At 62.9% G+C, this 22,112-nt stretch carries 27 protein-coding genes; 10 read left to right on the top strand and 17 right to left on the bottom strand.

Features of this window, described 5'->3' with window-relative positions; translation table 11 throughout:
- Positions 1-53 precede the first annotated feature (53 nt).
- Complete coding sequence (locus VG320_RS09070) at positions 54-344, top strand: hypothetical protein (protein ID WP_327199782.1); 291 nt, start codon at positions 54-56, stop codon at positions 342-344.
- Between the two features lie 78 nt (positions 345-422).
- On the opposite strand, the gene VG320_RS09065 is transcribed toward VG320_RS09070, so the two are convergent.
- Positions 423-1,202 carry an SDR family NAD(P)-dependent oxidoreductase gene (locus VG320_RS09065; protein WP_327199781.1) on the bottom strand — a complete coding sequence of 260 codons (780 nt, stop codon included), beginning with the start codon at positions 1,200-1,202 and terminating at the stop codon, positions 423-425.
- Positions 1,203-1,334: 132 nt separating this feature from the next.
- Between VG320_RS09065 and gcvA the strand changes: the two genes are divergently transcribed.
- Positions 1,335-2,276, top strand: a complete 942-nt coding sequence (gene gcvA, locus VG320_RS09060) for a transcriptional regulator GcvA (RefSeq protein WP_327199780.1) — start codon at positions 1,335-1,337, stop codon at positions 2,274-2,276.
- A gap of 28 nt (positions 2,277-2,304) precedes the next feature.
- On the opposite strand, the gene VG320_RS09055 is transcribed toward gcvA, so the two are convergent.
- The gene (locus VG320_RS09055; RefSeq protein WP_327199792.1) at positions 2,305-3,225 is read right to left on the bottom strand and encodes an NAD(P)-dependent oxidoreductase; all 921 of its coding nucleotides are present in this window, start codon (positions 3,223-3,225) and stop codon (positions 2,305-2,307) included.
- Positions 3,226-3,422: 197 nt separating this feature from the next.
- Here VG320_RS09055 and VG320_RS09050 point away from each other — a divergent pair, with 197 nt between their 5' ends.
- The 5 genes from VG320_RS09050 to VG320_RS09030 all read left to right on the top strand — a co-directional run bounded on the left by VG320_RS09050 (position 3,423) and on the right by VG320_RS09030 (position 8,235).
- A complete protein-coding gene (locus tag VG320_RS09050) occupies positions 3,423-4,343 on the top strand; it encodes a LysR family transcriptional regulator (RefSeq protein WP_327199779.1) in 921 nt (306 codons plus the stop codon).
- Between the two features lie 82 nt (positions 4,344-4,425).
- Entirely contained in the window at positions 4,426-5,100 is a 675-nt protein-coding gene (locus tag VG320_RS09045) for a histidine phosphatase family protein (RefSeq protein WP_327199778.1), read from the top strand.
- A 30-nt stretch (positions 5,101-5,130) separates the two neighbouring features.
- On the top strand, positions 5,131-6,147 hold the full coding sequence (locus tag VG320_RS09040) for a phosphotransferase (RefSeq protein WP_327199777.1): 1,017 nt from the start codon (positions 5,131-5,133) through the stop codon (positions 6,145-6,147).
- A 48-nt stretch (positions 6,148-6,195) separates the two neighbouring features.
- Positions 6,196-6,957, top strand: coding sequence for an SDR family oxidoreductase (locus VG320_RS09035; RefSeq protein ID WP_327199776.1), 762 nt, complete (start codon positions 6,196-6,198; stop codon positions 6,955-6,957).
- A 33-nt stretch (positions 6,958-6,990) separates the two neighbouring features.
- Positions 6,991-8,235 (top strand): acyl-CoA dehydrogenase family protein, encoded by a 1,245-nt coding sequence (locus VG320_RS09030; protein WP_327199775.1) that lies wholly within the window; start codon positions 6,991-6,993, stop codon positions 8,233-8,235.
- Between the two features lie 28 nt (positions 8,236-8,263).
- Here the strand turns inward: VG320_RS09030 and VG320_RS09025 are convergent, their stop codons facing one another.
- The 3 genes from VG320_RS09025 to VG320_RS09015 all read right to left on the bottom strand — a co-directional run bounded on the left by VG320_RS09025 (position 8,264) and on the right by VG320_RS09015 (position 11,386).
- Positions 8,264-9,319 (bottom strand): low specificity L-threonine aldolase, encoded by a 1,056-nt coding sequence (locus tag VG320_RS09025; RefSeq protein ID WP_327199774.1) that lies wholly within the window; start codon positions 9,317-9,319, stop codon positions 8,264-8,266.
- Positions 9,320-9,456: 137 nt separating this feature from the next.
- Entirely contained in the window at positions 9,457-10,272 is an 816-nt protein-coding gene (locus VG320_RS09020) for an AraC family transcriptional regulator (protein ID WP_327199773.1), read from the bottom strand.
- A gap of 217 nt (positions 10,273-10,489) precedes the next feature.
- Positions 10,490-11,386, bottom strand: coding sequence for a LysR substrate-binding domain-containing protein (locus VG320_RS09015; RefSeq protein WP_414696004.1), 897 nt, complete (start codon positions 11,384-11,386; stop codon positions 10,490-10,492).
- A 76-nt stretch (positions 11,387-11,462) separates the two neighbouring features.
- On the opposite strand from VG320_RS09015, the gene VG320_RS09010 reads away from it, so the two are divergent.
- The gene (locus VG320_RS09010) at positions 11,463-12,770 is read left to right on the top strand and encodes an aspartate aminotransferase family protein (protein WP_327199771.1); all 1,308 of its coding nucleotides are present in this window, start codon (positions 11,463-11,465) and stop codon (positions 12,768-12,770) included.
- Positions 12,771-12,802: 32 nt separating this feature from the next.
- Here VG320_RS09010 and VG320_RS09005 read toward each other — a convergent pair whose 3' ends face one another.
- The 4 genes from VG320_RS09005 to VG320_RS08990 form a co-directional block, all read right to left on the bottom strand.
- On the bottom strand, positions 12,803-13,132 hold the full coding sequence (locus VG320_RS09005) for a hypothetical protein (RefSeq protein ID WP_327199770.1): 330 nt from the start codon (positions 13,130-13,132) through the stop codon (positions 12,803-12,805).
- Positions 13,133-13,222: 90 nt separating this feature from the next.
- Positions 13,223-13,561, bottom strand: a complete 339-nt coding sequence (locus tag VG320_RS09000) for a superinfection immunity protein (RefSeq protein WP_327199769.1) — start codon at positions 13,559-13,561, stop codon at positions 13,223-13,225.
- A 246-nt stretch (positions 13,562-13,807) separates the two neighbouring features.
- Positions 13,808-14,350 (bottom strand): cytochrome b, encoded by a 543-nt coding sequence (locus VG320_RS08995; RefSeq protein WP_327199768.1) that lies wholly within the window; start codon positions 14,348-14,350, stop codon positions 13,808-13,810.
- Positions 14,347-15,429, bottom strand: a complete 1,083-nt coding sequence (locus tag VG320_RS08990; protein WP_327199767.1) for a catalase family peroxidase — start codon at positions 15,427-15,429, stop codon at positions 14,347-14,349. The genes VG320_RS08995 and VG320_RS08990 overlap by 4 nt, the downstream gene beginning before the upstream one ends.
- 234 nt (positions 15,430-15,663) lie before the next feature.
- Between VG320_RS08990 and VG320_RS08985 the strand changes: the two genes are divergently transcribed.
- Positions 15,664-16,398, top strand: coding sequence for a metallophosphoesterase family protein (locus VG320_RS08985; RefSeq protein WP_327199766.1), 735 nt, complete (start codon positions 15,664-15,666; stop codon positions 16,396-16,398).
- Positions 16,399-16,400: 2 nt separating this feature from the next.
- Here VG320_RS08985 and VG320_RS08980 read toward each other — a convergent pair whose 3' ends face one another.
- The 7 genes from VG320_RS08980 to VG320_RS08950 form a co-directional block, all read right to left on the bottom strand.
- Entirely contained in the window at positions 16,401-16,871 is a 471-nt protein-coding gene (locus VG320_RS08980) for a hypothetical protein (protein WP_327199765.1), read from the bottom strand.
- A 107-nt stretch (positions 16,872-16,978) separates the two neighbouring features.
- Positions 16,979-17,599: a flagellar transcriptional regulator FlhC gene (flhC, locus tag VG320_RS08975; RefSeq protein WP_327199764.1), complete on the bottom strand. Its 621-nt coding sequence runs from the start codon at positions 17,597-17,599 to the stop codon at positions 16,979-16,981.
- A 21-nt stretch (positions 17,600-17,620) separates the two neighbouring features.
- On the bottom strand, positions 17,621-17,938 hold the full coding sequence (gene flhD, locus VG320_RS08970; RefSeq protein WP_327199763.1) for a flagellar transcriptional regulator FlhD: 318 nt from the start codon (positions 17,936-17,938) through the stop codon (positions 17,621-17,623).
- Between the two features lie 242 nt (positions 17,939-18,180).
- Positions 18,181-18,396, bottom strand: a complete 216-nt coding sequence (locus tag VG320_RS08965) for a DUF3820 family protein (RefSeq protein ID WP_327199762.1) — start codon at positions 18,394-18,396, stop codon at positions 18,181-18,183.
- 76 nt (positions 18,397-18,472) lie between these two features.
- On the bottom strand, positions 18,473-18,880 hold the full coding sequence (locus tag VG320_RS08960) for a DUF2000 domain-containing protein (RefSeq protein WP_327199761.1): 408 nt from the start codon (positions 18,878-18,880) through the stop codon (positions 18,473-18,475).
- A 43-nt stretch (positions 18,881-18,923) separates the two neighbouring features.
- Entirely contained in the window at positions 18,924-19,781 is an 858-nt protein-coding gene (locus tag VG320_RS08955) for an AraC family transcriptional regulator (RefSeq protein WP_327199760.1), read from the bottom strand.
- Between the two features lie 61 nt (positions 19,782-19,842).
- Positions 19,843-20,247 carry a MarR family winged helix-turn-helix transcriptional regulator gene (locus tag VG320_RS08950; protein ID WP_327199759.1) on the bottom strand — a complete coding sequence of 135 codons (405 nt, stop codon included), beginning with the start codon at positions 20,245-20,247 and terminating at the stop codon, positions 19,843-19,845.
- Between VG320_RS08950 and VG320_RS08945 the strand changes: the two genes are divergently transcribed.
- Positions 20,219-21,871, top strand: coding sequence for an FAD-dependent oxidoreductase (locus VG320_RS08945; RefSeq protein WP_327199758.1), 1,653 nt, complete (start codon positions 20,219-20,221; stop codon positions 21,869-21,871). The two genes, VG320_RS08950 and VG320_RS08945, sit on opposite strands and share 29 nt — an antisense overlap.
- Here VG320_RS08945 and VG320_RS08940 read toward each other — a convergent pair.
- On the bottom strand, positions 21,850-22,112 hold a 263-nt coding region (locus VG320_RS08940), incomplete at its 5' end, for a response regulator (protein ID WP_327199757.1). The genes VG320_RS08945 and VG320_RS08940 overlap by 22 nt on opposite strands.

Genomic DNA, 22,112 nt, shown 5'->3' with positions numbered 1-22,112 from the left:
CTACATTTCTCCACGTTGCACGTCGCAACGCAGATCAACATCGGAGAAGACTCATGAAGGTATTTGCTATCGGATCGATCACCAATCCGCCCTCGCCGGAACAGCAACCGCAGGTCATGGCGAAGGAAGTCCCGGCCACGCTTCAGCTTTACCTCGACGGCAAGATCGAGCAGTTCTGGTTTCGTCAGGATCGGCCCGGCGTGTTCTTTCTGATGAACGCGCAAAACGTCGAAGAGGCGCGCGCCGCCGTGCAGGAACTCCCGCTGGCGGCAGGCGGTTTCATGACCTTTGAATTGACGCCGGTGGGGCCGCTCGCGCCGCTGGGGCGCCTGATCCAGCAGTAAATTAGCGTAGCGCGATTAAAAAGCCGCTTTTAAAGCGGCTTTCTAGATGATGCATAAAGCAGGCGCAAGCATGCCGGATCAGGCGTGTCGTCCGGCCATCACACCGCCGTCCACCGGCAGCACCGTGCCCGTGATCCACGCGGCTTGCGGCGAGGCAAGGAACAGGATCGCTTCGGCGACATCGGCGGGCTGGCCGTTGCGGCCCAGCGGATGGAATGCGTTGAAGGCGGGCAGCGTGGCCTTGACTTCGTCGTCGCTCATAAAGGTGTTGTAGACCGGCGTTTCCACCACGCCCGGCGCAACGGTATTGATGCGGATATTCGAAGCCGCAAGCTCGATCGCCAGATTGCGCGTGAGTGCATGCACGCCCGCATTGGCGGCGGAATATGCAGCTGACGGCGTCGCGCCGATAGCCTGCAACGCCCACAGCGAGCCGGTCTGCACGATCGCACCGCCGCCGCGCAGTTGCATTGCCTTCGCGGCCGCCTGCGCCATAAAGAACTTGCCTTTGAGGATCGTATCGAGGAAGCCGTCGTATTCGGCCTCGGTCACGTCCAGAAATGCCTTGGGCCGGAAAATGCCGGCGTTGTTGACGAGAATGTCCACACCGCCAAACGCTTCCGTAGCGAGCTTGACGAGCGCGCTAGCCGTGGCGGGCAGGGCGATATCGCCCGCGAGAAAGCGAACGTGCGCGCCGCCCGGGTCGATCTGCGCGGCAGCCTGCGCGAGTTTGCCAGCGTCGCGACCACCGATCACCACATTCGCGCCAGCCTTGACGAGCCGCGCCGCGACTTCCTTGCCGATGCCCGAACCGCCGCCGGTGACGATCGCCACCTTGTTAGAAAAACTGTTGCTCATGACCGACTCCTCGAATCTTTTCAGGGGACAGAGAAGAGAGCTTTGATCTCTGTGCTGCAGCCATTCTGGTCGACCGCCGCGTACGCTTCAAATCAGATATTCTGTTCATATCTGATAGAAAATCTTTCAACAATGACAACGCCGGTTTATTTGAACGCGCTGCGCGCCTTCGAGGCGAGCGCGCGCCACCAGAGTTTTTCTGCCGCGGCAGCGGAGCTTAACGTGACGCCAGCGGCGGTTGGACAACTCGTGCGCAGCCTCGAAGAGTGGCTCGGCACGCCGTTGTTCGCGCGCGGGACGGGCAGCCGCGCGCGTCTGATGGCGACGGAAGTCGCGCAACGTGCATTGCCCGATATCCGCGCGGGTTTCGACCGTCTGACGCTGGGCCTCGAACGCCTCAAGGAAGGCGCGGCCAACGGCGTGCTGACGGTGACGGTCAGCCCGGCATTCGCGGCCAAATGGCTGCTGCCGCGTATCGAGGGCTTTCACGCGCAATGTCCGGATACCGACGTGCGGCTCGACACCAGCTTGAAGCTGATGGATTTTGCGGCGCAGGGGATCGATATCGGCGTACGCTATGGCGCCGGCGCATGGCCCGGCCTCACGGCGGAAAAGCTGATGGAAGAGGAGATCTATCCGGTTTGCTCACCGGCGCTGGCGAAGCAGGGCAAATGGCGCACGCCGCGCGAACTCGCGCGTGAGACCTTGATTCACGATCTTTCGGTGGACAGCCACGCGGGCTTCGCGACATGGGATGCGTGGTTCGAGGCCGCAGGCGTGCAGGAGGCGGCCACACGCCGTGGCATGAAGATCAATAATTCGGCCGCCGTATTGCAGGCCGCCATCGACGGGCAGGGGATCGCGCTTGCACGCAGCGTGATGGCGCGCGACGACCTGGCCGCCGGGCGTCTGGTGCGCCTGTTTCCGGATCTGGCGTATCGCTCTGCACTGGCTTATTACGTGGTGTATCGGCCCGAATGTGCCGGCTTGCCGAGACTCGTCGCGTTTCGCGACTGGTTGCTGGGTGAGGCGCAGAAGTTGCCGAAAAGGCGAGCCGCGCGTAAAAGCGCATAGATCAAAGGCGTCGCCCGTCAGGCTGATGTCATTCCCGCGTGGGCCGTTGCCTCGCCGTTGCCGTGCGCTGCTCGATGGCGCGAACGACGGCCACCATGTCCTTCTGGCCCAGGCCCAGCGCTTCGGTTTCACCATAAAGCGCGTGGCAGATATCGAGTAGCGGCGAGGCGATACCCGCGCCGCGCGCGGCTTCGGCCACCAGGCGTGCGTTCTTCAGCACGTCGGTGATGGCCGCCTGCACCGAGAAATTCTGCGCAGCGAGCTTGTCGATCTTGACGCGCGAAACGTCGCTTGCCATCGGACCGGCGTTCAGCACGTTTGCGAACAGCGCGAGGTCGATGCCGTGGCTCTGCGCGAAATGCGTCGCTTCACTCAGGCCCGTGACCATCGTGATGAGATACAGGTTGACGGCGAGCTTCATCGTCAACGCTGCCGGGACCGTGCCGCACACAAAACTCTCACGGCACAGTGGCTGCACCAGCGCACGCACGGCTTCGACATCGTCGCGCGCGCCCGCGAGCATGACGACGAGCTGGCCCGCTTCGGCGGGTTTGCGCGAGCCTGAAACCGGGGCTTCGACATAACGACCGCCTGCGGCCTCGATATCGCCGGCGAGCGTGCGCGAATAGTCCGCCGAATTCGTTCCCATGTTCACGATCACATGGCCGCGCACGCGCGCGGCAAACGTGGGCGTCGCGCGGCCCAGCACCGTATCGATGGCGTGATCGTTGGCCAGCATGAGGATGACCGTGCTGCATGTCGCGAATACGGCATCGGCATGTTCGACCGTGCGGGCGCCCGCTTCGCGCAGTGCAGCGTAGTGATCCTTCGAACGGCTCCAGACTGCGAGCGGCGTGCCCGCGCGGGCGAGATTGCGCGCCATCGGGGTGCCCATCACGCCCAATCCGATAAACCCGGTTTCCATTTGCATCGCTTCGCTCCCCGACAGGAAGAGTGCCCCGCGCAGCGCCGCGCGAGCGGACGGCGTTCAGGATACCGGGCGCGGCGAAATGCGCGCGGGAGGGTGGCCAGGGGGCTGAATTTTTATCCGGATAAAAACGGCTCCGATCCCACTTTGCTATTTCCCCCGCAGTCTCTCCCGATTACGATCACAATCATTCGCCCCACGCTCCGGAACCCTCCCGCATGCCGCTTTCCAGGATCGACCTGAACCTCTTTACCGTGTTCGAAGCGGTCTATCGCACGCGCAATCTCACGCGCGCGGCGGAACTGCTGTTCATCACGCAGCCCGCCGTCAGCAACGCGCTCGCACGCATGCGCAAGACCTTCGACGATCCCTTGTTCGTCAGCACGCCCGCGGGCATGGTGCCCACGCCCGTTTCGGAGAACATCATCGGGCGCGTGCGCGAGGCGCTGCAACTGCTCGATTCGAGCACCCATGCGGGCGAGCGTTTCGACCCGGCGACTTCGCAGCGCACCTTTCGTTTGAGCATGAACGACCTCACCGAGGCGCTGTTGCTGCCCGCGCTCGAAGAGGTGCTGCAGCGCCTCGCGCCCGGCATCCGTATCGAGAGCTACTTCACGACGCGCCGCGAAGTGCCCGAAGCGCTGGCGAGCGGCGAAGTCCATCTGGCGATCGACGCGCCGCTGATCGACGATCCGCAACTGGAACAGGCGCCGCTCGGCAGCGACCGCTACGCGTGCCTCGTGCGTCAGGATCATCCGTTCGCGAAGAAAAAGCTCACGCTCGACGATTACCTGAGCCTCGGTCATATCCACGTTTCCAGCCGCCGCCAGGGGCCGGGTCTCGTCGATACGGAACTCAACAAGCTCGGGCAGCGCCGCAACATTCTCACGCGCGTACAGCACTATCTGGTGGCGCCGCTGATCGCCATGCGCACCGATCTGGCGCTCACCGCGCCGCTCACGCTGCTGCAACGCTACGACGCGCGCATCCTCAAGCTGCCGTTCGATCTTCCGAGCCTCGAATCGCACGGCTACTGGCACCGCAGCGTGGCGGGAGACCCCGCGCACCGCTGGCTGCGCGAGCAGATTGCGCGGCTGATGCGCAAGAAGAACCTCCAGCCCTTCGATCATCACCGTTAGTTATGGCGGGATATAAATAGAATAAACTTCCTGAATGCCGAAGGGCCAGCTATCGTTTCAGCCATCTTCACGCGAGGAAGGCATGGCGGATCTCTATCTGGTACGGCACGGGCAGGCGTCGCTGGGCGCACAGAATTACGATGCGTTGTCGCCCTCGGGGTGCATCCAGTCGACGTGGCTCGGCGAATATTTCGCGCAGGCGGATATGCAGTTCGACCGCATCGTGACCGGCACGATGCGCCGTCACGAGCAAACCGCCGAGGCATTGCTCGAAGGCATGCGCGCCCCAAAAATCGAGGTCGTGCAGGACGCCGATCTCAACGAATACGACTTCCACGCCCTGTTCGCCGCGCTCGAAGCGAGCGGCCTCATGCCGCCCGCGCCCGCAGACGGCAACGTCAAGCACTTCTACAAGGCGCTCAAGCATGCGCTGCTGCTGTGGTCCGAGGACCGCTTGCCGGGCGACCTGCCGGAAACCTGGCAGCAGTTTCAGGCGCGCGTGGCGCGTGCGCGTGAAGCGATCCAGCGCATGGGCGGCAAGCGCGTGCTGGCGGTGAGTTCGGGGGGCGCCATCGCGGTGTTCACGCAACAGATACTCGAAGCGCCGGCTTCCACCGCCATCGCGCTCAACATGCAGATTCGCAACAGCAGCGTGAGTCAGTACGTTTTCAACGAAAGCGCGATATCGCTGGTCGGCTTCAACGCGCTCCCTCATCTCGAACGCGCCGAGCGCCGCAAGCTCGTCACCTATGGCTGATTTGCATTTTCTACTTTGCACTTGCGCAGCATGAATAACCCACTTCAATTCGACGTTGATTCACTCACGCGCTATCTGGCGGCTCACGTACCCGGCTTTCAGGGCCCGGTGACCATCGAGAAGTTCGCCGGCGGCCAGTCCAATCCCACGTTCCTGCTGACGACGGCGGGTGGTCGCTATGTCCTGCGGCGGCAACCGCCGGGCGCGCTGCTTAAGTCCGCGCATGCGGTGGATCGCGAATTCCGCGTGCTCACCGCGCTGCGCGAGACGCCGGTGCCGGTCGCGCGGGCGCTGCATCTGTGCGAGGACCGCGATGTTATCGGCAGCCTGTTCTATGTGATGAGTTTCGAGGATGGTGAAACCTTCTGGAACCCGGCCTTGCCTGAACTGGGTGTCGAGCGGCGTAGCGCTTATTTCGATGCGCTGATCGACACCATGGCGGCGCTCCATGATGTCGATGTCGAAGCCGTGGGGTTGGCCGACTATGGTCGCGCAGGCAATTACTTCGCACGCCAGATCGATCTGTGGACGACGCAATACCGCGCCGCCCAGACCGACGATCTCGACGCCATGGAAAAGCTGATTGCGTGGCTACCTGCACATTGCCCCGTCGAATCCGGCAAGCCGACGCTCGTACATGGCGACTACCGTATCGACAATTTCATTTTCGAGCGTGGCGCGCCACGCGTGCGCGCAGTACTCGACTGGGAACTGTCCACGCTCGGCAATCCGCTCGCGGATCTGGCGTATTTCTGCATGTGTCTGCGCCTGCCGCCCCAGGGTCACATCGCCGGGCTGGCGGGCCTTGATCGCGCCGCGCTGGGTGTGCCGGATGAGGACGCAATCGTCGCGCATTACTGCCGCCTGCGCGGTATCGACGCCATCGAAAACTGGAACTTTTACCTTGCCTTCAGTTTCTTCCGCCTGGCGTCGATCGCGCAGGGCGTGAAAAAGCGCGCGCTTGGCGGCAATGCTTCGAACGACAAGGCGCGCCAGGTGGGTGAAATGGCGGGCGCGCTGGCGCAAATGGGCGTCGATCTGATTTAAATTTCACGCGCTATCCACTCTGCGCAAGCAATATTGAGGTTACTTAAGATGACTAATCTGTTTGATCTGAAATCGAAAATCGCGCTGGTCACGGGCGCAAGCCGCGGTATCGGCGAAGAAATCGCGAAGCTGCTCGCGCAGCAGGGTGCGCATGTGATCGTTTCGAGCCGCAAGATCGACGATTGCGAAGCCGTGGCGCGCGGCATTCGCGAGGCGGGCGGCAGCGCCGAAGCCGTTGCCTGCCACGTTGGCCGTATCGAGGATATCCAGGCGATCTTCGGTCATATTCGCGAGCGTCATGGCCGGCTCGACATTCTCGTCAACAACGCGGCTGCGAATCCGTACTTCGGCCATATTCTGGATACCGATCTCGCCTCGTTCGAAAAGACCGTCGAGGTCAACCTGCGCGGCTATTTCTTCATGTCGGTGGAAGCGGGCAAGCTGATGCGCGAGCACGGCGGGGGCGCGATCGTCAACACGGCGTCCGTCAATGCGCTGCAACCGGGCGACCGTCAGGGCATTTATTCGATCACCAAGGCCGGCGTCGTGAACATGACGCGCGCCTTCGCCAAGGAATGCGGGCCGCTGGGCATTCGCGTGAATGCGCTGCTGCCAGGTCTCACCAAAACCCGCTTTGCGGGTGCGCTGTTCGCGGATCAGGCGCTTTACGAAGACGCGATTGGCAAGATCCCGCTGCGCCGTCACGCCGAGCCGCGCGAAATGGCGGGCACGGTGCTGTATCTCGTCTCCGATGCGTCGAGTTACACCAACGGCGAGTGCATCGTCGTGGACGGTGGCCTGACGATCTGAACCGCGCTAACCAATCCGATTGAGGAGAGCAAGATGGACTTCGCCTATAGCCCGAAAGTCGAGGCGCTGCGCGCCCAGTTGAGCGCGTTCATGGACAAGCATATCGTGCCGCGCATTCACCAGTGGCATGAGGAAGTGAATGCGGGGCAATACCCGGTGTCCTTCATGGAGGCGCTCAAGGACAAGGCGCGCTCGGAAGGGCTGTGGAATCTCTTTCTGCCGCATCTGAAAGATGACGAGCCGGGCACCCGTCTGAGCAATCTGGAATACGCGCCGCTCGCGGAGATCATGGGTCGCGTTCCCTGGGCCTCCGAAGTATTCAACTGCAATGCACCGGATACAGGCAATATGGAACTGCTCCATATGTTCGCCACGCCGGCGCAACGCAAGCAATGGCTCGAACCGCTACTCGACGGCAAGATCCGCTCGGCGTTCGCGATGACGGAACCGGCGGTGGCGTCGTCGGATGCGACCAATATCACTACGCGCATTCGCCGTGACGGCGACGACTACGTGATCGACGGGCGCAAATGGTTCATCACCAATGCTGCGCACCCGAACTGCCAGATCTTTATCGTGATGGGCAAGACCGATCCCGATGCGCCGAGCCACAGCCAGCAAAGCATGATTCTCGTGCCGCGCGATACGCCGGGCGTCAAGATCATTCGCAATATCACCGTGGTCAATCACACGGCGCCCGAAGGCCATTGCGAAATCGAATTCAAGGGCGTGCGTGTGCCGAAAGAAAATCTGCTGGGTGCGGAAGGCAGCGGCTTTGCGCTCGCTCAGGCGCGCCTCGGTCCGGGACGCATTCACCACTGCATGCGCTCGATTGGCGCGGCGGAACTGGCGCTCGAATTGATGATCGAGCGTGCCCAGGCGCGCACGGCGTTCGGCAAGCGTCTGCATGAGCATGGCTCGGTAGCGGAATGGATCGCGAAATCGCGTATCGAAATCGATCAGGCGCGTCTGTTCGTGCTGAAGGCCGCGTGGATGATCGACACCGTGGGTGCGAAGGCAGCACGCAAGGAGATTTCGATGATCAAGGCGCTGGTGCCGGGCGTGCATACGGCCGTGTGCGAGCGCGCGATACAGGTATTTGGCGCGATGGGGCTGAGCCCGGATACGCCGCTGGCCGACAGCTGGACGTGGGGGCGCGCATTGCGCTTTGCAGACGGCCCTGACGAGGTCCATCTGCAAAGCATTGCGCGAATGGAGATTCACGCCCGGCCGTTCGAGGCGGGCAGTGTGAGTCCGTATCTGGCTACGCCGGATTGATCGCGAGGCGCGCGCCCTGAGGCCGGAATCAACGGCTCGCGGCGCGCGCCCGCTCCAGCAAATGATCGACGTCTTCGAACGTCGTCGAGAACGCGGTCACAAAGCGCACAATGCCCGGGCCCCAGCGGTCGTGATAAAAACGGAAGCCCGCATCGAGCAGTGCCTTGATCATCGGCTCGGGCAAGCGGCAGAACACGATGTTCGCGGTGGGCGCGCCCATGATTTCCACGCCATCCAGTGCCGCAAGTCCTTGCGTGAGCCGCAGCGCCGTCGCATTCGCCTGACGCGCATTGCGCAGCCAGAGATCGTCGCTCAGATACGCGTCGATCTGCGCGGCCAGAAAGCGCATCTTCGAGAATAAATGACCCGCGCGTTTGCGGCGGAATGCCAGTTCAGTCGTAAGCGAGCGGTCGAACACCACGATTGCTTCCGCCGCGAGCACGCCGTTCTTGGTCGCGCCCAGCGAGAGCGCGTGGACGCCGGCCTTCCAGGTCATCTCTGCGGGCGTGCAGTGCTGCGAAACCAGTGCATTGGCGAAGCGCGAGCCGTCCATATGCAGGCGGATGTTCGCGGCCTTGCAGGCCGCGCCGATCGCTTCGACTTCCGCGAGCGTATAAACGCTGCCTTCCTCCGTCGCCTGCGTGATGCTCGCGCACGCGGGCTGGGTCGAATGCACGTCGCCGACTTTGGAGCGCGCCGCTTCCAGCAGCTTTGCAGGGACCATTTTTGCGGCGGCGCCGTCCACCGTCACGAGCTTTGCGCCGTTCGAGTAGAACGCAGGCGCGCCGCATTCGTCGTTGTTGATGTGGCTCGACGCGTGGCAATAGATGTTGCCCCATGGCGGCGTCATCGCGCTCAGGCACAGCGCGTTGGCGGCGGTGCCGGTGGGCACCAGCAGGACGTCTACTTCGCGTTCGAAGATTTCGCACAGACGCCGCTCGACGCTGGCCGTGTACGGGTCCGCGCCATAGGGGTTGGCCTGTCCCGTGCTCGCGGCCACCAGTGCCTTGATCACTTCGGGCGACGCGCCCGCGATGTTGTCGCTCGTGAATCCCAGAGCCGGCGCCCTGTCGCTACTTGTCATGATCGTTTCCTCAACTCAGCCAGGGCTGATGCCCCGGATGCGGGCATCGTATGACGGGTGAGAGGCGCGGCGCTTGTAAAAAATTGACGGACGCGATCAAGACGCGCGGATTTCCGGCTTGATATTCGCGCCCGGATCTAAGCCCGAAAGCACGAGGGCGCGACGCCGTAAGCCTGGCGGAACGCGCGATTGAAATGGCTCTGATCGTAGAAACCCACGGCCTGCGCCACGCTGGCGATTGGCTGCGGGCCTTGCAGCAGGAGTTCGCAGGCGCGTTCGAGCCGCAGCCGCAGGAGCCACGCATGCGGCGTCATGCCGATGGTCAGCTTGAACTGCTTGAGGAACTGAAAGCGGCCAAGTCCGCATAACCCGGCCAGCTCTTCGAGGGTGATTTTTTCCGCCAGACGACTGAAGCAGTAGTCGCGCACGCGGCTCCATTGGCCCGCAGACAGCGCGCCTGGCACGCGCTCGGGCACGATCGCGCGCGACTGGCACAGCAGGCTTTCGAGCAGCGTGAGCCACTGCGTCTGTACATCCAGGCTGCCTGCGCCGCCGTCGTCATGCATCGTGTCGTGCAGGCGCACGAGGCGCCCTGCAAGCACGGGATCGTCGAGCACGGTGCCGCCGAGTTCGGGCGCACGTGGGCGGCCGCTGAGTTCCCCGGCGACGCTGGCAACGAGTTCCTGTGAAAGCCGGAAGGTCTTGAGCGTGTATTGGCCGCCGTCTTCCGCCATGCCGTCGTGGATCTCGCCAGGCGGCATCAATGCGATGCGGCCCGGGCCGAGCAGCACCGTGCTGCCGTGGCTGCCCTGGCGCTGGATGCCTTCGCTTACGAGCCCCACGTGAAAATCCAGATGGAAGTGCCGATCGAAGCTGAATTCAGCGAAGCGCGCGGTACTCAGCACGAGGCCGGGGACCTCGGACACCTGCTGGTAGTGGACGTACTCGCTCATGAAACAGGGTGCGATGGCAAAAGTGGCTGGGTTGCGCGGAGTATATCGCCGCCGGATTGCGCACGCGAATCGTTGGCGTCTCGACCGGGATCGAACTGTGCGACCAGGCCAGTCGAAAGCCCGAAAAAACGCCTTTTTTAAATCGAGCAATGGAACCGGCAACGCCTGATAGTCCGCTGCACCAGCGTATTTCGGCATGGTTGCTTTTTATGTGTTTTTACAGCACTGGCAATACCGCGCGGATATGTTCCGCGAAGGCCGTAGCCAGCTGCGAGGGCCGCTTGCGGCTGGATTTCACGGTGATGCCCACAGCGGGTAAGGGTGGCAATGCGGGGTCGCCGTTCAGTATTGCCAGATCGGGCGGCACGGCTGTTTGCGTCATCACCGCGAACGCCTGGCCCGCGCGCACCAGCGCCAGCAGCCCCGACAGACTGCTGCTCGCGCAGGCGATGCGCCAGGCGCGGCCCGCGTCTTGCAGCGCTTCGCAGGCGGCGATGTGATCGAGCGTATCCGCGTCGGACAGCGCGAGCGGCAAGGGATCGAAGTGCGCTGGATCGAGGCCCGGATAGCCGATCCATACCAGTTGCTCGCGGCGTATCGGGTCTTCGCCCGGCGCCGCGTCGGGCAGCGAGACCATCGCCAGATCGACCGCGCGTTTGTCGAGCAGGTCGAGGAGCCTGGGCGTGGGCGCGCACACCACCTCCACCAGCGCATGCGGATGCTGGCTCGAAAACTGGCGCAGCAGCGCGGGGAGAAATACGGCAGCGTAGTCGTCCGGGCAGCCGAAGCGAAGGTTGCCCGTGAGGCCCGTGCCGCTCAGGTCGGCTATTGCTTCGTCGTGCAGCCGCAGCATGCGCTGCGCGTGCACGAGCAGACGCTCGCCCGGATGCGTGAGCACCACACCGCGCCCGGTGCGCTGGAACAGCGGTTGATCGACGATGGCCTCCAGCCGCTTCATTTGCTGGCTCAACGCGGACTGGGTGCGGCCGACGCGTTCGGCGGCGCGGCTGAGCGCGCGCACTTCGGCAATCACGGCAAACGAACGCAGCAGATCGATTTCGAGTACGCGGCTCACAGCATGGCTCCAGATATTAGCGCGGCTTCTAGCTCCCATTAATACTATTCGATTTTATAAATACAGAGTGCGTTCTAGACTGCAAGGCATGCTGCCATTCACTAGGAGAAGCACGGTGTCCCAGTCCCGCAACGACGACGCAAGCTTCTGGCACAACGCCAGACAGCATCTGATCCGCTACGGCGGCAGCTTCGAGCCGATGATCATCGAGCGCGCGCAAGGCAGTTTCGTTTATGACGCCGACGATCGCCCGATTCTCGATTTCACTTCGGGCCAGATGAGCGCTGTGCTCGGCCACAGCCATCCGGAGATCGTCGAGGTGATCCGGGAGTACGCGGGGCGGCTCGATCACCTCTTCAGCGGCATGCTCTCGCGGCCCGTGGTCGATCTGGCCACGCGCCTGGCCGATATCACGCCGCCGGGGCTCGACCGCGCGCTGTTGCTCAGCACCGGCGCGGAGTCGAACGAGGCCGCCATCCGCATGGCCAAACTCGTCACCGGCAAGTACGAAATCGTGGGTTTTGCGCAGTCGTGGCACGGCATGACCGGCGGTGCGGCGTCGGCCACCTACAGCGCGGGGCGCAAGGGCGTGGGACCGGCGGCGGTGGGCTCGTTCGCGATTCCCGCACCGTTCACTTACCGGCCGCGTTTCGAGCGCGACGGCGCATACGACTATCTCGCCGAACTCGACTACGCGTTCGATCTGATCGATCGCCAGTCGAGCGGCAACCTCGCGGCGTTCATTGCCGAGCCGATCCTGAGTTCGGGCGGCATCATCGAACTGCCGCCGGGCTATCTCGCGGCGCTCAAGCGCAAGTGCGAAGAGCGCGGCATGCTGCTGATCCTCGATGAAGCGCAGACCGGCGTGGGCCGCACGGGAACGATGTTCGCCTTCGAGCGCGACGGCGTCACGCCCGACATTCTCACGCTGTCGAAGACGCTGGGCGCGGGGCTGCCGCTGGCGGCGGTAGTGACTTCGGCGCAGATCGAGGAATTGGCTCACGAGCGCGGCTACCTGTTTTACACGACACATGTGTCCGACCCGCTGCCTGCCGCTGTGGGCTTGCGCGTGCTCGACGTGGTGGCGCGCGAAGGGCTGGTCGCGCGCGCGAACGTGATGGGCGAGCGCCTGCGCCGCGGGCTGCTCGATCTGATGGAGCGCTACGAATGCATCGGCGACGTGCGCGGGCGCGGTTTGCTGCTCGGCATGGAAGTCGTCAAGGACCGGCGCAGCAAAGCGCCCGCCGATGGCCTCGGCGCGAAGATCACGCGCGAATGCATGAACCTCGGCTTGAGCATGAACATCGTGCAGTTGCCCGGCATGGGCGGTGTCTTCCGCATCGCGCCGCCGCTGACGGTGAGCGAGGAAGAAGTCGATCTCGGCTTGTCGCTGCTGGATGAGGCGATCAAGCGCTCGCTTTAAACGGCTTTTAAAGCCGCTTTAAAACATCGCGCCTAAAACCTGGGATTGCACTGGAAGCGCAGCACGGAATCCTGCTGCGCGAGCGCTTCCACGCCTTGTGTGCTTTCCACCGCGAAGCTGGTCTGCATGCCGCGCGCTGCGCAATAGTCGTTGGCTTCGGCCTGGGCGCGGCGATGGGCGCGCGCCCACGCGAGACGACCTCCCGCTGCGGAAGCGGTCACGCTGTAGACGCCATCCTTGCCGGTAGCGGTGACGTCGCCCGCCGAGGCGCATGCGGATAAAACGGTTGCGGTGGCAAACAGGGAAGCGATCAGGCGAAAAAACGTACCTGGAAACATCGACAAAGGGGTGTTCGACTGCATTTTTAACTTCGTATTGGGGACTAACGGGGGACTAATGGGACCGGGCGGCTCCCTGGCCGCCCGGCAGTTATTTCAGGAATTTCAGGTGTTTCAGGAGCAGAGCGAAGTCGCTACGCGGCGATTGCGGGACGTCTTATCGCGGCATTCCTGAATCGCGCGCAGCCTGGCGTGATCGACGATCTTCTGGCTCGTAAGGCGGCCTGCGGCGCTGCGGAACTTGCGGCCCGCGCGCGCCAGCAGCCGGTCGTCGTGACGGCGATGCGCCCAGGCGCGCGCCGCAAACCAGCCAACGATGGTCCAGCCCAGCAGAATATTGACCAGCGTGATGGCGAGCGCGTCGCTGTGATTGCGCGCGTCGGCCTCGATTGACGGAATCAGATAAAGGCTCAGAGCGGCAATGGCTGCGGCGCCTTCGAAGACCTGCAACATGACTACACCTCCGGATTAAGCAGCAATCTGGCGTTGCACCTTTGTGCGGTGCGTCGCAATTGCGATGGAGGGAGTGTAGAACGTTGCTATCGAAAGACAATGCTAATAGAACGAAATCAGAATTGCGCTGAGAAAAACAATCGCGGCTCGTGTTAATCGCTCAGATAAAAGAAAAGGGCGGAATTGTAGCCGCCCTTAGGCACCCTTAGCTGCCCTTTATCTGCCCCTTAAATAAAATTAAAGCGATTAGCGCCAGGGCGACATGGCGTGGAATACGCCGTCGCGCCGCACCAGCGCGTGAAACAGCGCCGCCGCAAGATGCACGACGATCAGCGCGAAGAAGCACAGCGCGAGGAAGCGGTGGGCATTCCATAGCAGCGAATGCAATTCATTGCTATGGGGCAGGATCGCCGGCAAGCGAATACCGGCGACCACGACGGGATAATCGGCCGCCGAAAGCATCCCCCAGCCGATCAGCGGCAGCGCGATCATCAGCGCGTAAAAGGCCAGATGCGAGAGGTGGGCGGCCAGTTTCATCGGCTCCGGCATGTCGATGGGCAGTGGCGGCGCGCCCTTCACGAGCCGCGTCACGAGGCGGATCAGCGCGAGGATCAGGATGGCGATGCCCAGCGGCTTGTGGATCGAAACGAGCGTGAGGTAATCGGGCCGGATGGTCGAGACCATGCCCACGCCGATAAACAGCATCGACAGGATGCAGATCGCCATGATCCAGTGCAGGGCGCGTTGCAGCGGCGAAAAGCGCGCTTCAGGTGCGTGGCTCGGGCTCATGGCTTCGCTCCTTCGGGGGGCGTGTGCGGGTAGTCCTTGTCCTCCGCGGTGCGGCGGTTGAACGAGACCGAATAGGCGGCGGAGCGTGCGGCGGGGAATGGATCGTCGGAGACGTGGATGCCCGTGGGCAGCACCGTCGGATCGAAGTTCAGGTCGCGGCAGGGGCCGTCCGGCTCGGGCTCGATGGCGTTGACCACCAGCGTGCCGGTTTCCACCTTGCGGCGCTGGTCCGGCCAGGCCTTGCTCGGGTCGTCGGTCGGGTCGCCCGGATCGGCCACGGTCACGATCATCGTCCAGCGCTGCGGCCCGGCATGCACGCGATCGGTGATGTCGGAGGCGAGGAAGTCGGCGCCGCGCTGCTTGAGCACGTCGGGCGAGACCGGCTCGGGCGTCTGCGCGGGCAGGAACGACCAGCGCACGACGTGATCTTCTCCCTGCGCATTGGTGAACACGAAGCTGTTCAGGCTGTTGTAGCGCTCCTGCGCGTAGGAGGCGGTCCACGGGGCGCTGCCCGCCCACGCGCCGAACGCCGCGAATTCCGGGTGTGCGGCGATGAAGTTCTTCATGGCGTCCGGGTCGCTCTTGTTGCCTGCCGCCTGCAGCAGCGCGTAGAACGCCTGGGGCGTGGCGACGGGGAAGAACGGCGCGTCGATCATGGCCGTGCGCCAGTCGCTGCCATCGGGCGCGAGGATGCGCAGGCTCATGCCGCGCACGCGCACGGTGGCGTCGGCGGCTTTGGCGTCGGCGGTGGCGAGATTGAAGCGGCCCGTGACGGGATAGGAGCCCGCCGCGAACATGGGTGCCCTGGAGAGCGCCGCGCCCGCGCCGTTGGCCTCGAAGGTGCCGGTGAAGCAGATGCCCTTGGCGTGATTGCGCCGGAAGCCCAGGGCGGGGCCGCCCGGCGGCGCAAGGCCGTTGACGACCTTGGCGGGCGTGATGCGCTCCGGCGTGAGCCAGCCCGCGGTGTAGGCGAAAGCGGCCACGAGGACCACCACGACGGCGGCGATCAGCGCCAGCGAACGCGCGGTGTTGCCCTCGGCGGGTCGCCTGGAATCCTTGGAATCGGGTCGATCTGACATGGCACCCTCGTTGTTAGGTGCTGCTGGGGACTTTGCCAGAGCATAAAGAATTTCTGCCGAGGGGGTTGCGTGTGCGTGCGGTCCCAAAAACCGGACCGTCACGCGCGAACCGGGTTCGCGGCTTCAGCCACGCGCAGGGAACGGTTTGCGGTCGATCCGTCCGGGCGGGTTATTCTTTTAAAGATATGACATTAAGCCATTACACTTGTGATGTGCAAATGATTCGAACAACTTATGAAAATCGCAGCGCTTTCCGATATTCACGGCAACCTGGCCGCACTCGACGCCGTGCTGGATGACGCCCGCAATGAAACCGTGGATTTGATCGTCAATCTCGGCGACATTCTTTCTGGCGCGCTCTATCCTGCGCAAACGGCCGACCGGCTCATGGCGCTTGGCCTGCCGACGATCAAGGGCAATCATGAGCGGCAGCTTCTTGCGGGAGACCCGTCGCGCATGGGTGCGTCCGACCGGTTTGCGTACCGCGCATTGCGCGACGATCAGCTGGCCTGGCTACGCGATCTGCCCGCCACGCTCAGACCCGTCGAAGACGTTCTGCTTGTGCATGGCACACCCTCCAGCGATCTCGACTACTTCCTTGAAACCGTGACGGCAAGCGGTTGCCGGGTCGCGACGCGCGCCGAAGTCGAAAGCCGCGCGGGCGACGCGCAGGCCACGCTCGTCCTGTGCGGGCACACGCATTTACAACGATCGCTAAAGCTCGAAGACGGGCGGCTGATCGTGAACCCCGGCAGTGTCGGCCTGCCGGCGTACGAGGACGAACATCCCTTCGCGCATCGGATGGAAGCGGGCTCTGCGCATGCCCGCTACGCCATCGTCACGAAGCATGCGTCTGGATGGGACGTGCGGTTTAAAGCCGTCGAATACGACTGGAACGAGGCCGCCAGGGTGGCCGCGTCGAATAACCGGCCGGAATGGGCAAGGGCGCTCCTCACGGGCTACTGCTGAAGTCAATGCACGATCAACGCATTGGACTGCGCATTGCCCGCACCGGCAGCGATATTGATACCGATATTGCCGCTCGCGCCAGCGAGTGCGCCCGCACCGAGTTCGGCGCTCGCGCTGCCGGCGATCATCTGCACGACCGCATGCACGTTCTGTTGCGTGACGATTTGTGCTTGCGACGTGGTGGCCACAACAAGCTGATTGGCTTGCGCATTGAGCACACCTGCGGTGAGGTTCACGCCCACATTGCCGCTTGCGCCGCGCAGCACGTCGGCGCCCACGGAAGCGCTCGGGGCAGTGAGTTTCGCGCTCCCGCTCACGTCCTGCAGCGTGGTCAATTTCACCGACGAAAACACTGTGCTGGTGTCGTCGTCGGTCAGTCCCGTCAATGCGCTCGATGTGCCCGCAAACACCGGCGAGGCAACGGCGCACGTTGCGGCCCAGATCACAGAGGCGAATAACAAACGGACTTTCATCGGTGGCTCCCGGCGTGTGCAAATCACACGGATACCCGCGATATCGACCGATGCTGGGCAAGTTGGAGTGCGGGTTTTCCCTGGCGATCTGCTCCGTTAAAAAGGGCTCAAGCTGCCTGAACCGCCACTTCGTTCACGGCCTCCGCTGTGACGGTGGGCACATCCTCGGTAACTGCGGTGGTTGCGGCAATCGCCTCGACCACCGCGCGCGCCGCCTTCCTTGTCTTGCCCGCTCGCGACGGCGGCTGGCAGGCGCCGCACACCACGCCCTTCTGCAAGTCGTGCTTGTGAGCCACGAATTTGCCGGTGCAGCGGCAGCACGGTGTCAATTGCAGCATTTCGGCTTCGAAGAATCGCACCAGCGTCCATGCACGCGTCAGATCCAGCACGGGCATGGCTTCGGTGCGCGTGCAATGTTCCAGATAAAGCCGATATCCCTTGGTGAGCGCATCGAGATGCGAACAACTCGCTTCCTTCCTGAGAAACAAATACGTATTGAAGAATAGCGATGCGTGGATATTGGGCAGCCACGGCATATACCAGTCAGCCGAAAATGGCAGCATGCCCTTGGGTGGCGATACGCCGCGCAATTCACGGTAAAGACGGATCAGTCGATCACGCGAGAGCGACAATTCGCTTTCGAGTACCTGCATGCGCGCCCCGAGTTCAATCAGTGCGATTGCGCGAAACACTTCTTGCGCATCTTCGGTGACGCTCTTTCGGGTCATTGTATTCATGACGGATAGAGCTCAGACGAGTAGTTCAACGGGATGACCTGCCATCAGGATGGCAGCATGAGTGGAGGCAATTTCGACGTGTTTCGCGGGCTGCGTGAGCGCGGACAACAGCATCTGATCGTTGAAGCGGAACGCACACAACAGGTGGTCCGAAGAGGCCAGCTTGATCACCTGGGCCAGCGACAGGTTGAGCAGGATATCGGCAATTTCAGCGGCCAGGCCGAGACGGAACATGCCGATGGCCCGATCCTCGCGCAACATGCGCTGCGCCAGCATGAGATAGGAGAGATTGACTTCGCGAATGCTTTCCTGAATGTCGAGAGAGTTCATGGTTGTTAGCCTCGATCGCTGGACATCAACGACTACGCTAAACGCATGAATCAAGCGCTTAGAAGAGTGTTTGCCAATTCAGGTTAGTCCGCTCATGTCCTTCCGGTCAATATTCATACGAATTGATTTCTTTAATCGATCGATTCGCGCGGTGAAAAGTCGTTATCGGAATTTTTTATCGGATTGGGAATGAGCGGTCATGTCTTCCGGGCGTCGGACAGGAACATGAACTGCGATACGCGCTAGGTGCGTTTGCGCAGCGGCGCGAGCAGCTCGCGCAGGCCGTTATGGTCCATCTCCTGCATCAAGGCGAGAAGCCGGCCAATCTCGCCCGGCGGGAACCCTTCGCGGGCGAACCAGTTGAGATAGTGGCCGGGCAGATCGGCGATAAGCCGGCCTTTGTATTTGCCGAAGGGCATGGCGAGCGTGACAAGGCGCTCAAGGTCTGCGGTTTCCATGAGGGCGTATTGTGCCAGTTTGTGCCCGCTTCTCATTCATGAGGTATGCCCACACTCATGATTTATCCGCATCGAATCAGCTATGCAAGGCCAAACCTTTAACGGCCTTGTCCACGGCTTTTTTGGTGCCGTGCAGCGCAAGGCCGACGAAATCCAGATTGCCTGCATCCTGAGCACGAAATGCCGCGCGATTCGCTGCATCGTGTCCTGTCGAAAACATGGCGTGTACATAAGGCACGATGTCGAGTTCGCGCGCGACCGCCTGCTGATGCGCGGCTTGCAGACCGCCCAGGTCGGCGGCGAACACGAGCATCGGCTGGCCCAGCATGCGTCCATACTGTCGGCCGTCGGCGTCCTCGTAAGGCTCGCCTAGCGCGTGAGGGATCGCCGCCGCCACGCCGGTTGCGAGAAAGGCGACAACGTTGAGTTTCTGCCAGACCGCCAGGTCATCGCGCACGATCAGCGCCACTTTGGTGTCGAACATGAGTGTTCCTCCTTGAGCGCTCATGGTCCGCGATTTGTCGCGATCAGTCTGGAACGTTTGTGCACAGCTGCCGATAGGCCGCGGGCGTCATCCGGTAAGCGCGCAGAAACCAGCGGCCCAGATGGCTCTGATCCGCGAAGCCGACCATTGCCGCCACCTGGGCCGGGCGATGCCCGGTTGCCAGCAATTGCCGCGCCGCGCGCAGGCGCAAGCGCACCAGATACGCGTGCGGCGACGTGCCGAAAGTGCGCTTGAAAAGACGCGTCAGGCGAAAGCGGTCGATCCCGGCCGCACTTGCCAGCTCATCGAGGCCGACATTGCCGTCCATCTGTTCGTGCAGCAGATCGCGCACACGCAGGGCGGCAAGCGGCGCAGGGAGATGGTGCGTGGCGGCGGCGTCGCGCAACTGGCCGCTGAGTTGCGTCAGCAGATGGTCGAGCGCCTGATCGCGCGCGAGCCTGCCTTCGTTGTGATAGATGCTGAAAAACGCGCCCTGAATCGCATCGACAAGCACGCGATCGTCCACGAGCGTATGGCTGAAGGCCGCCTCGACACTGTGCAGGCCGGGGAGATCCAGCCGACGCGCGGCGTGTTCGACCCAGTCTTGCGGCAGATACAACATCGCGTAAGTGAAACCGCCTTGCTCCGGCGCGTGACCGTCGTGCAGCGCACCGGGCTCGATCAGGATCGCGCGGCCCGGCACGCTCGTGTGCAGGGACTGATGACACTGAAATCGCTGCACGCCTTGCTCGGTGTAGCCGATCAACATGTCGTCGTGATCGTGTGGATCGTAGGCGTGGCCGCTGAAATGCGCGCGCAGGCCTTCGATACCCGTCTCCGGATCGCGACGCGCGGCGAGCCAATGATCGCGGTGCTCATTCAACACGGTTGCGTAAGTCATCGAATGGTGTCGATCTGTGCTTTTCCAGTCCGCTTATTGCAGGCCGCCTGTTGCAGCCTGCTTATTCCTGCGAGCCGGCAGAGTGGACCTCCACGCCATCGGCGAATTTTCGCAAAAGACGCACGAGTTGGTCGATTTCCTGATGCTCCCAATGGGCAAATAACGCCCGCCCCAGGCGATCGCGCGCCGCATCGACAGCATCGGTCATGGTCTTGCCCTTGGGCGTGACAACCACTTCGCGAACGCGTCCGTCTGCGGCGCCAGCGCGGCGATCGGCCAGACCCAGGCTTTCCAGTTTTGCGACCTGGCGGCTGACCGTGGAGTGATCGCGGCCGACGCGTCCCGCCAGATCGACCATGCCGATCGGACCGAAGCGCTCGATGGCCACCAGCAGCGGAAACAGGGCGCGGTCGAGCGAAATGCCCGCTTCCTGAATCATGTTCTCGTCCACCTCGGGACGGTTCATCACGCTGACGATCCGGATCAGCGCCCCATGTAATTCCCGGATCGATTCCGAGATGTGTGTATCTTGCACATTTCTTTGCGACGGCATAACATCCTCCCATTGCGTGCATTTTACACACAGTTTGGAGGCGAAGATGCGGGAGAGATCGGTTGATGTGGTGATTTCCGGGGCCGGAGCAGCAGGCCTGACGCTGGCTATCGAACTGGCCAGACGAGGCGTGTCGTTTAGTCTGTTCGACAAGCTGGCAGCGCCGTTTGGCGGATCGCGCGGCAAGGGCATTCAGCCGCGCACGCTGGAGATCTTCGAGGATCTGGGTATCGTGGATCGGATGCTGCTGGCGGGCGGACCGTATCCGCCCGAGCGCAAATATCGCGAGGACGGCAGCCATGCCCGGCACGAGGCACTCGCAGGCGATGCACCGACGCCGTCCGAGCCCTATGGCGCGCCGCTGCTCGTCGCGCAGTTTCGCAGCGAGGCGGTCATGCGCGAACGGCTCGTGGAACTCGGCCATCAGGTGCAGTACGGCTGCGAGCTGGTTGGGTTCGATCAGGACGAAGACGGCGTCGTGGCCCGCGTTATCGGTCAGGAGGGTGAGCAAGTCATTCGCGCCCGCTTTCTGGTTGGCGCGGACGGTGGCCGTAGCTTTGTGCGCAACGCTCTGGGTGTTGGCTTTCCTGGTAAAACGTTAGGAGTGCGTGCCGTTGTCGCCGATGTTTTTCTTACGGGCCTGGATCGTGATGTCTGGCATCGCTTCAACGAAGGCTCCATGGAGGCGCAACTCTCGCTATGTCCGCTCGTCGGCACGGGCATGTTCCAGCTACAGGCGCCCGTGGCGCTGGAGGGCGATATCGATCTCAGCGCCGAAGGACTCGTCGCGCTGGTTCACACGCGTACGGGCCGCGCGGACATCGATATCGAATCGGTATCGTGGGCATCGGCGTATAACATGAACGCGCGGCTGGCGGAGCGCTACCGTGATGGGCGCGTGTTCCTCGCTGGCGACGCCGCGCACGTTCATCCGCCTACTGGCGGACAGGGTCTCAATACCAGTGTTCAGGATGCCTACAATCTTGGATGGAAGCTGGCGGCGGTGATCGATGGCGCGCCGGACGCATTGCTCGATAGCTATGAAGCGGAACGCAGAACCGTCGCGGCCAATATGCTCGGCCTTTCCACCAGGCTGCTCGACGCGATGAAGCGTGGCGACAATCGCAGGGGGCGCGAAGTACGACAGCTCGACATTGGCTATCCCGGGTCCGCGCTCGCGCTGGAATGTCCCGAGCGCTCATCGGGGCTGCGTGCAGGCGACCGCGCGCCCGATGCGCCAATCCGTCATGCAAGCGGGCATGCGACGCGTGTATTCGATCTGTTGAAGGGCACGCATTGGACGCTCTTCGGCTATGACGTCGAACGCGCCCGGGTCGCGCCGCGCGCACGCTTACATGTTCATACGTTTGGGGCGGGCGGCGATCTCATGGACGATGGCGGCCATTTCAAAAATGCCTACGCGGTGGAGCGCGGCGATTGGGTGCTGGTGCGTCCCGATGGCTACATTGGCGCGATCGTATCGACCGACAATCTCGCATCACTGGAGCATTATTTTCAATCCGTCGCTCTGTCCTGACGACGCCGTTTTGCCAGCATCGCGCGGACCTGCTCCATATCGACGGGTTTGGCGAGGTGCGCGTCAAACCCGGCGTCTAGCGCGGCCTGTTGCTCCTGCTCCGATACGCGCCCCGTCAACGCGACCAGCTTAAGAGCGGTCCGGAACGGATGAGCGCGCAGACGTTGGGCCAACTCCAGCCCATCCATGCCCGGCATGCCAAGGTCCACCAGCGCCAGGTCGGGCCGCCAGGTTTCGAATA

Origin of the sequence: Paraburkholderia sp. (assembly GCF_035948235.1) — a bacterium.
GTDB lineage: Bacteria > Pseudomonadota > Gammaproteobacteria > Burkholderiales > Burkholderiaceae > Paraburkholderia.
This window is presented reverse-complemented; position numbering and strand designations above follow the sequence as displayed.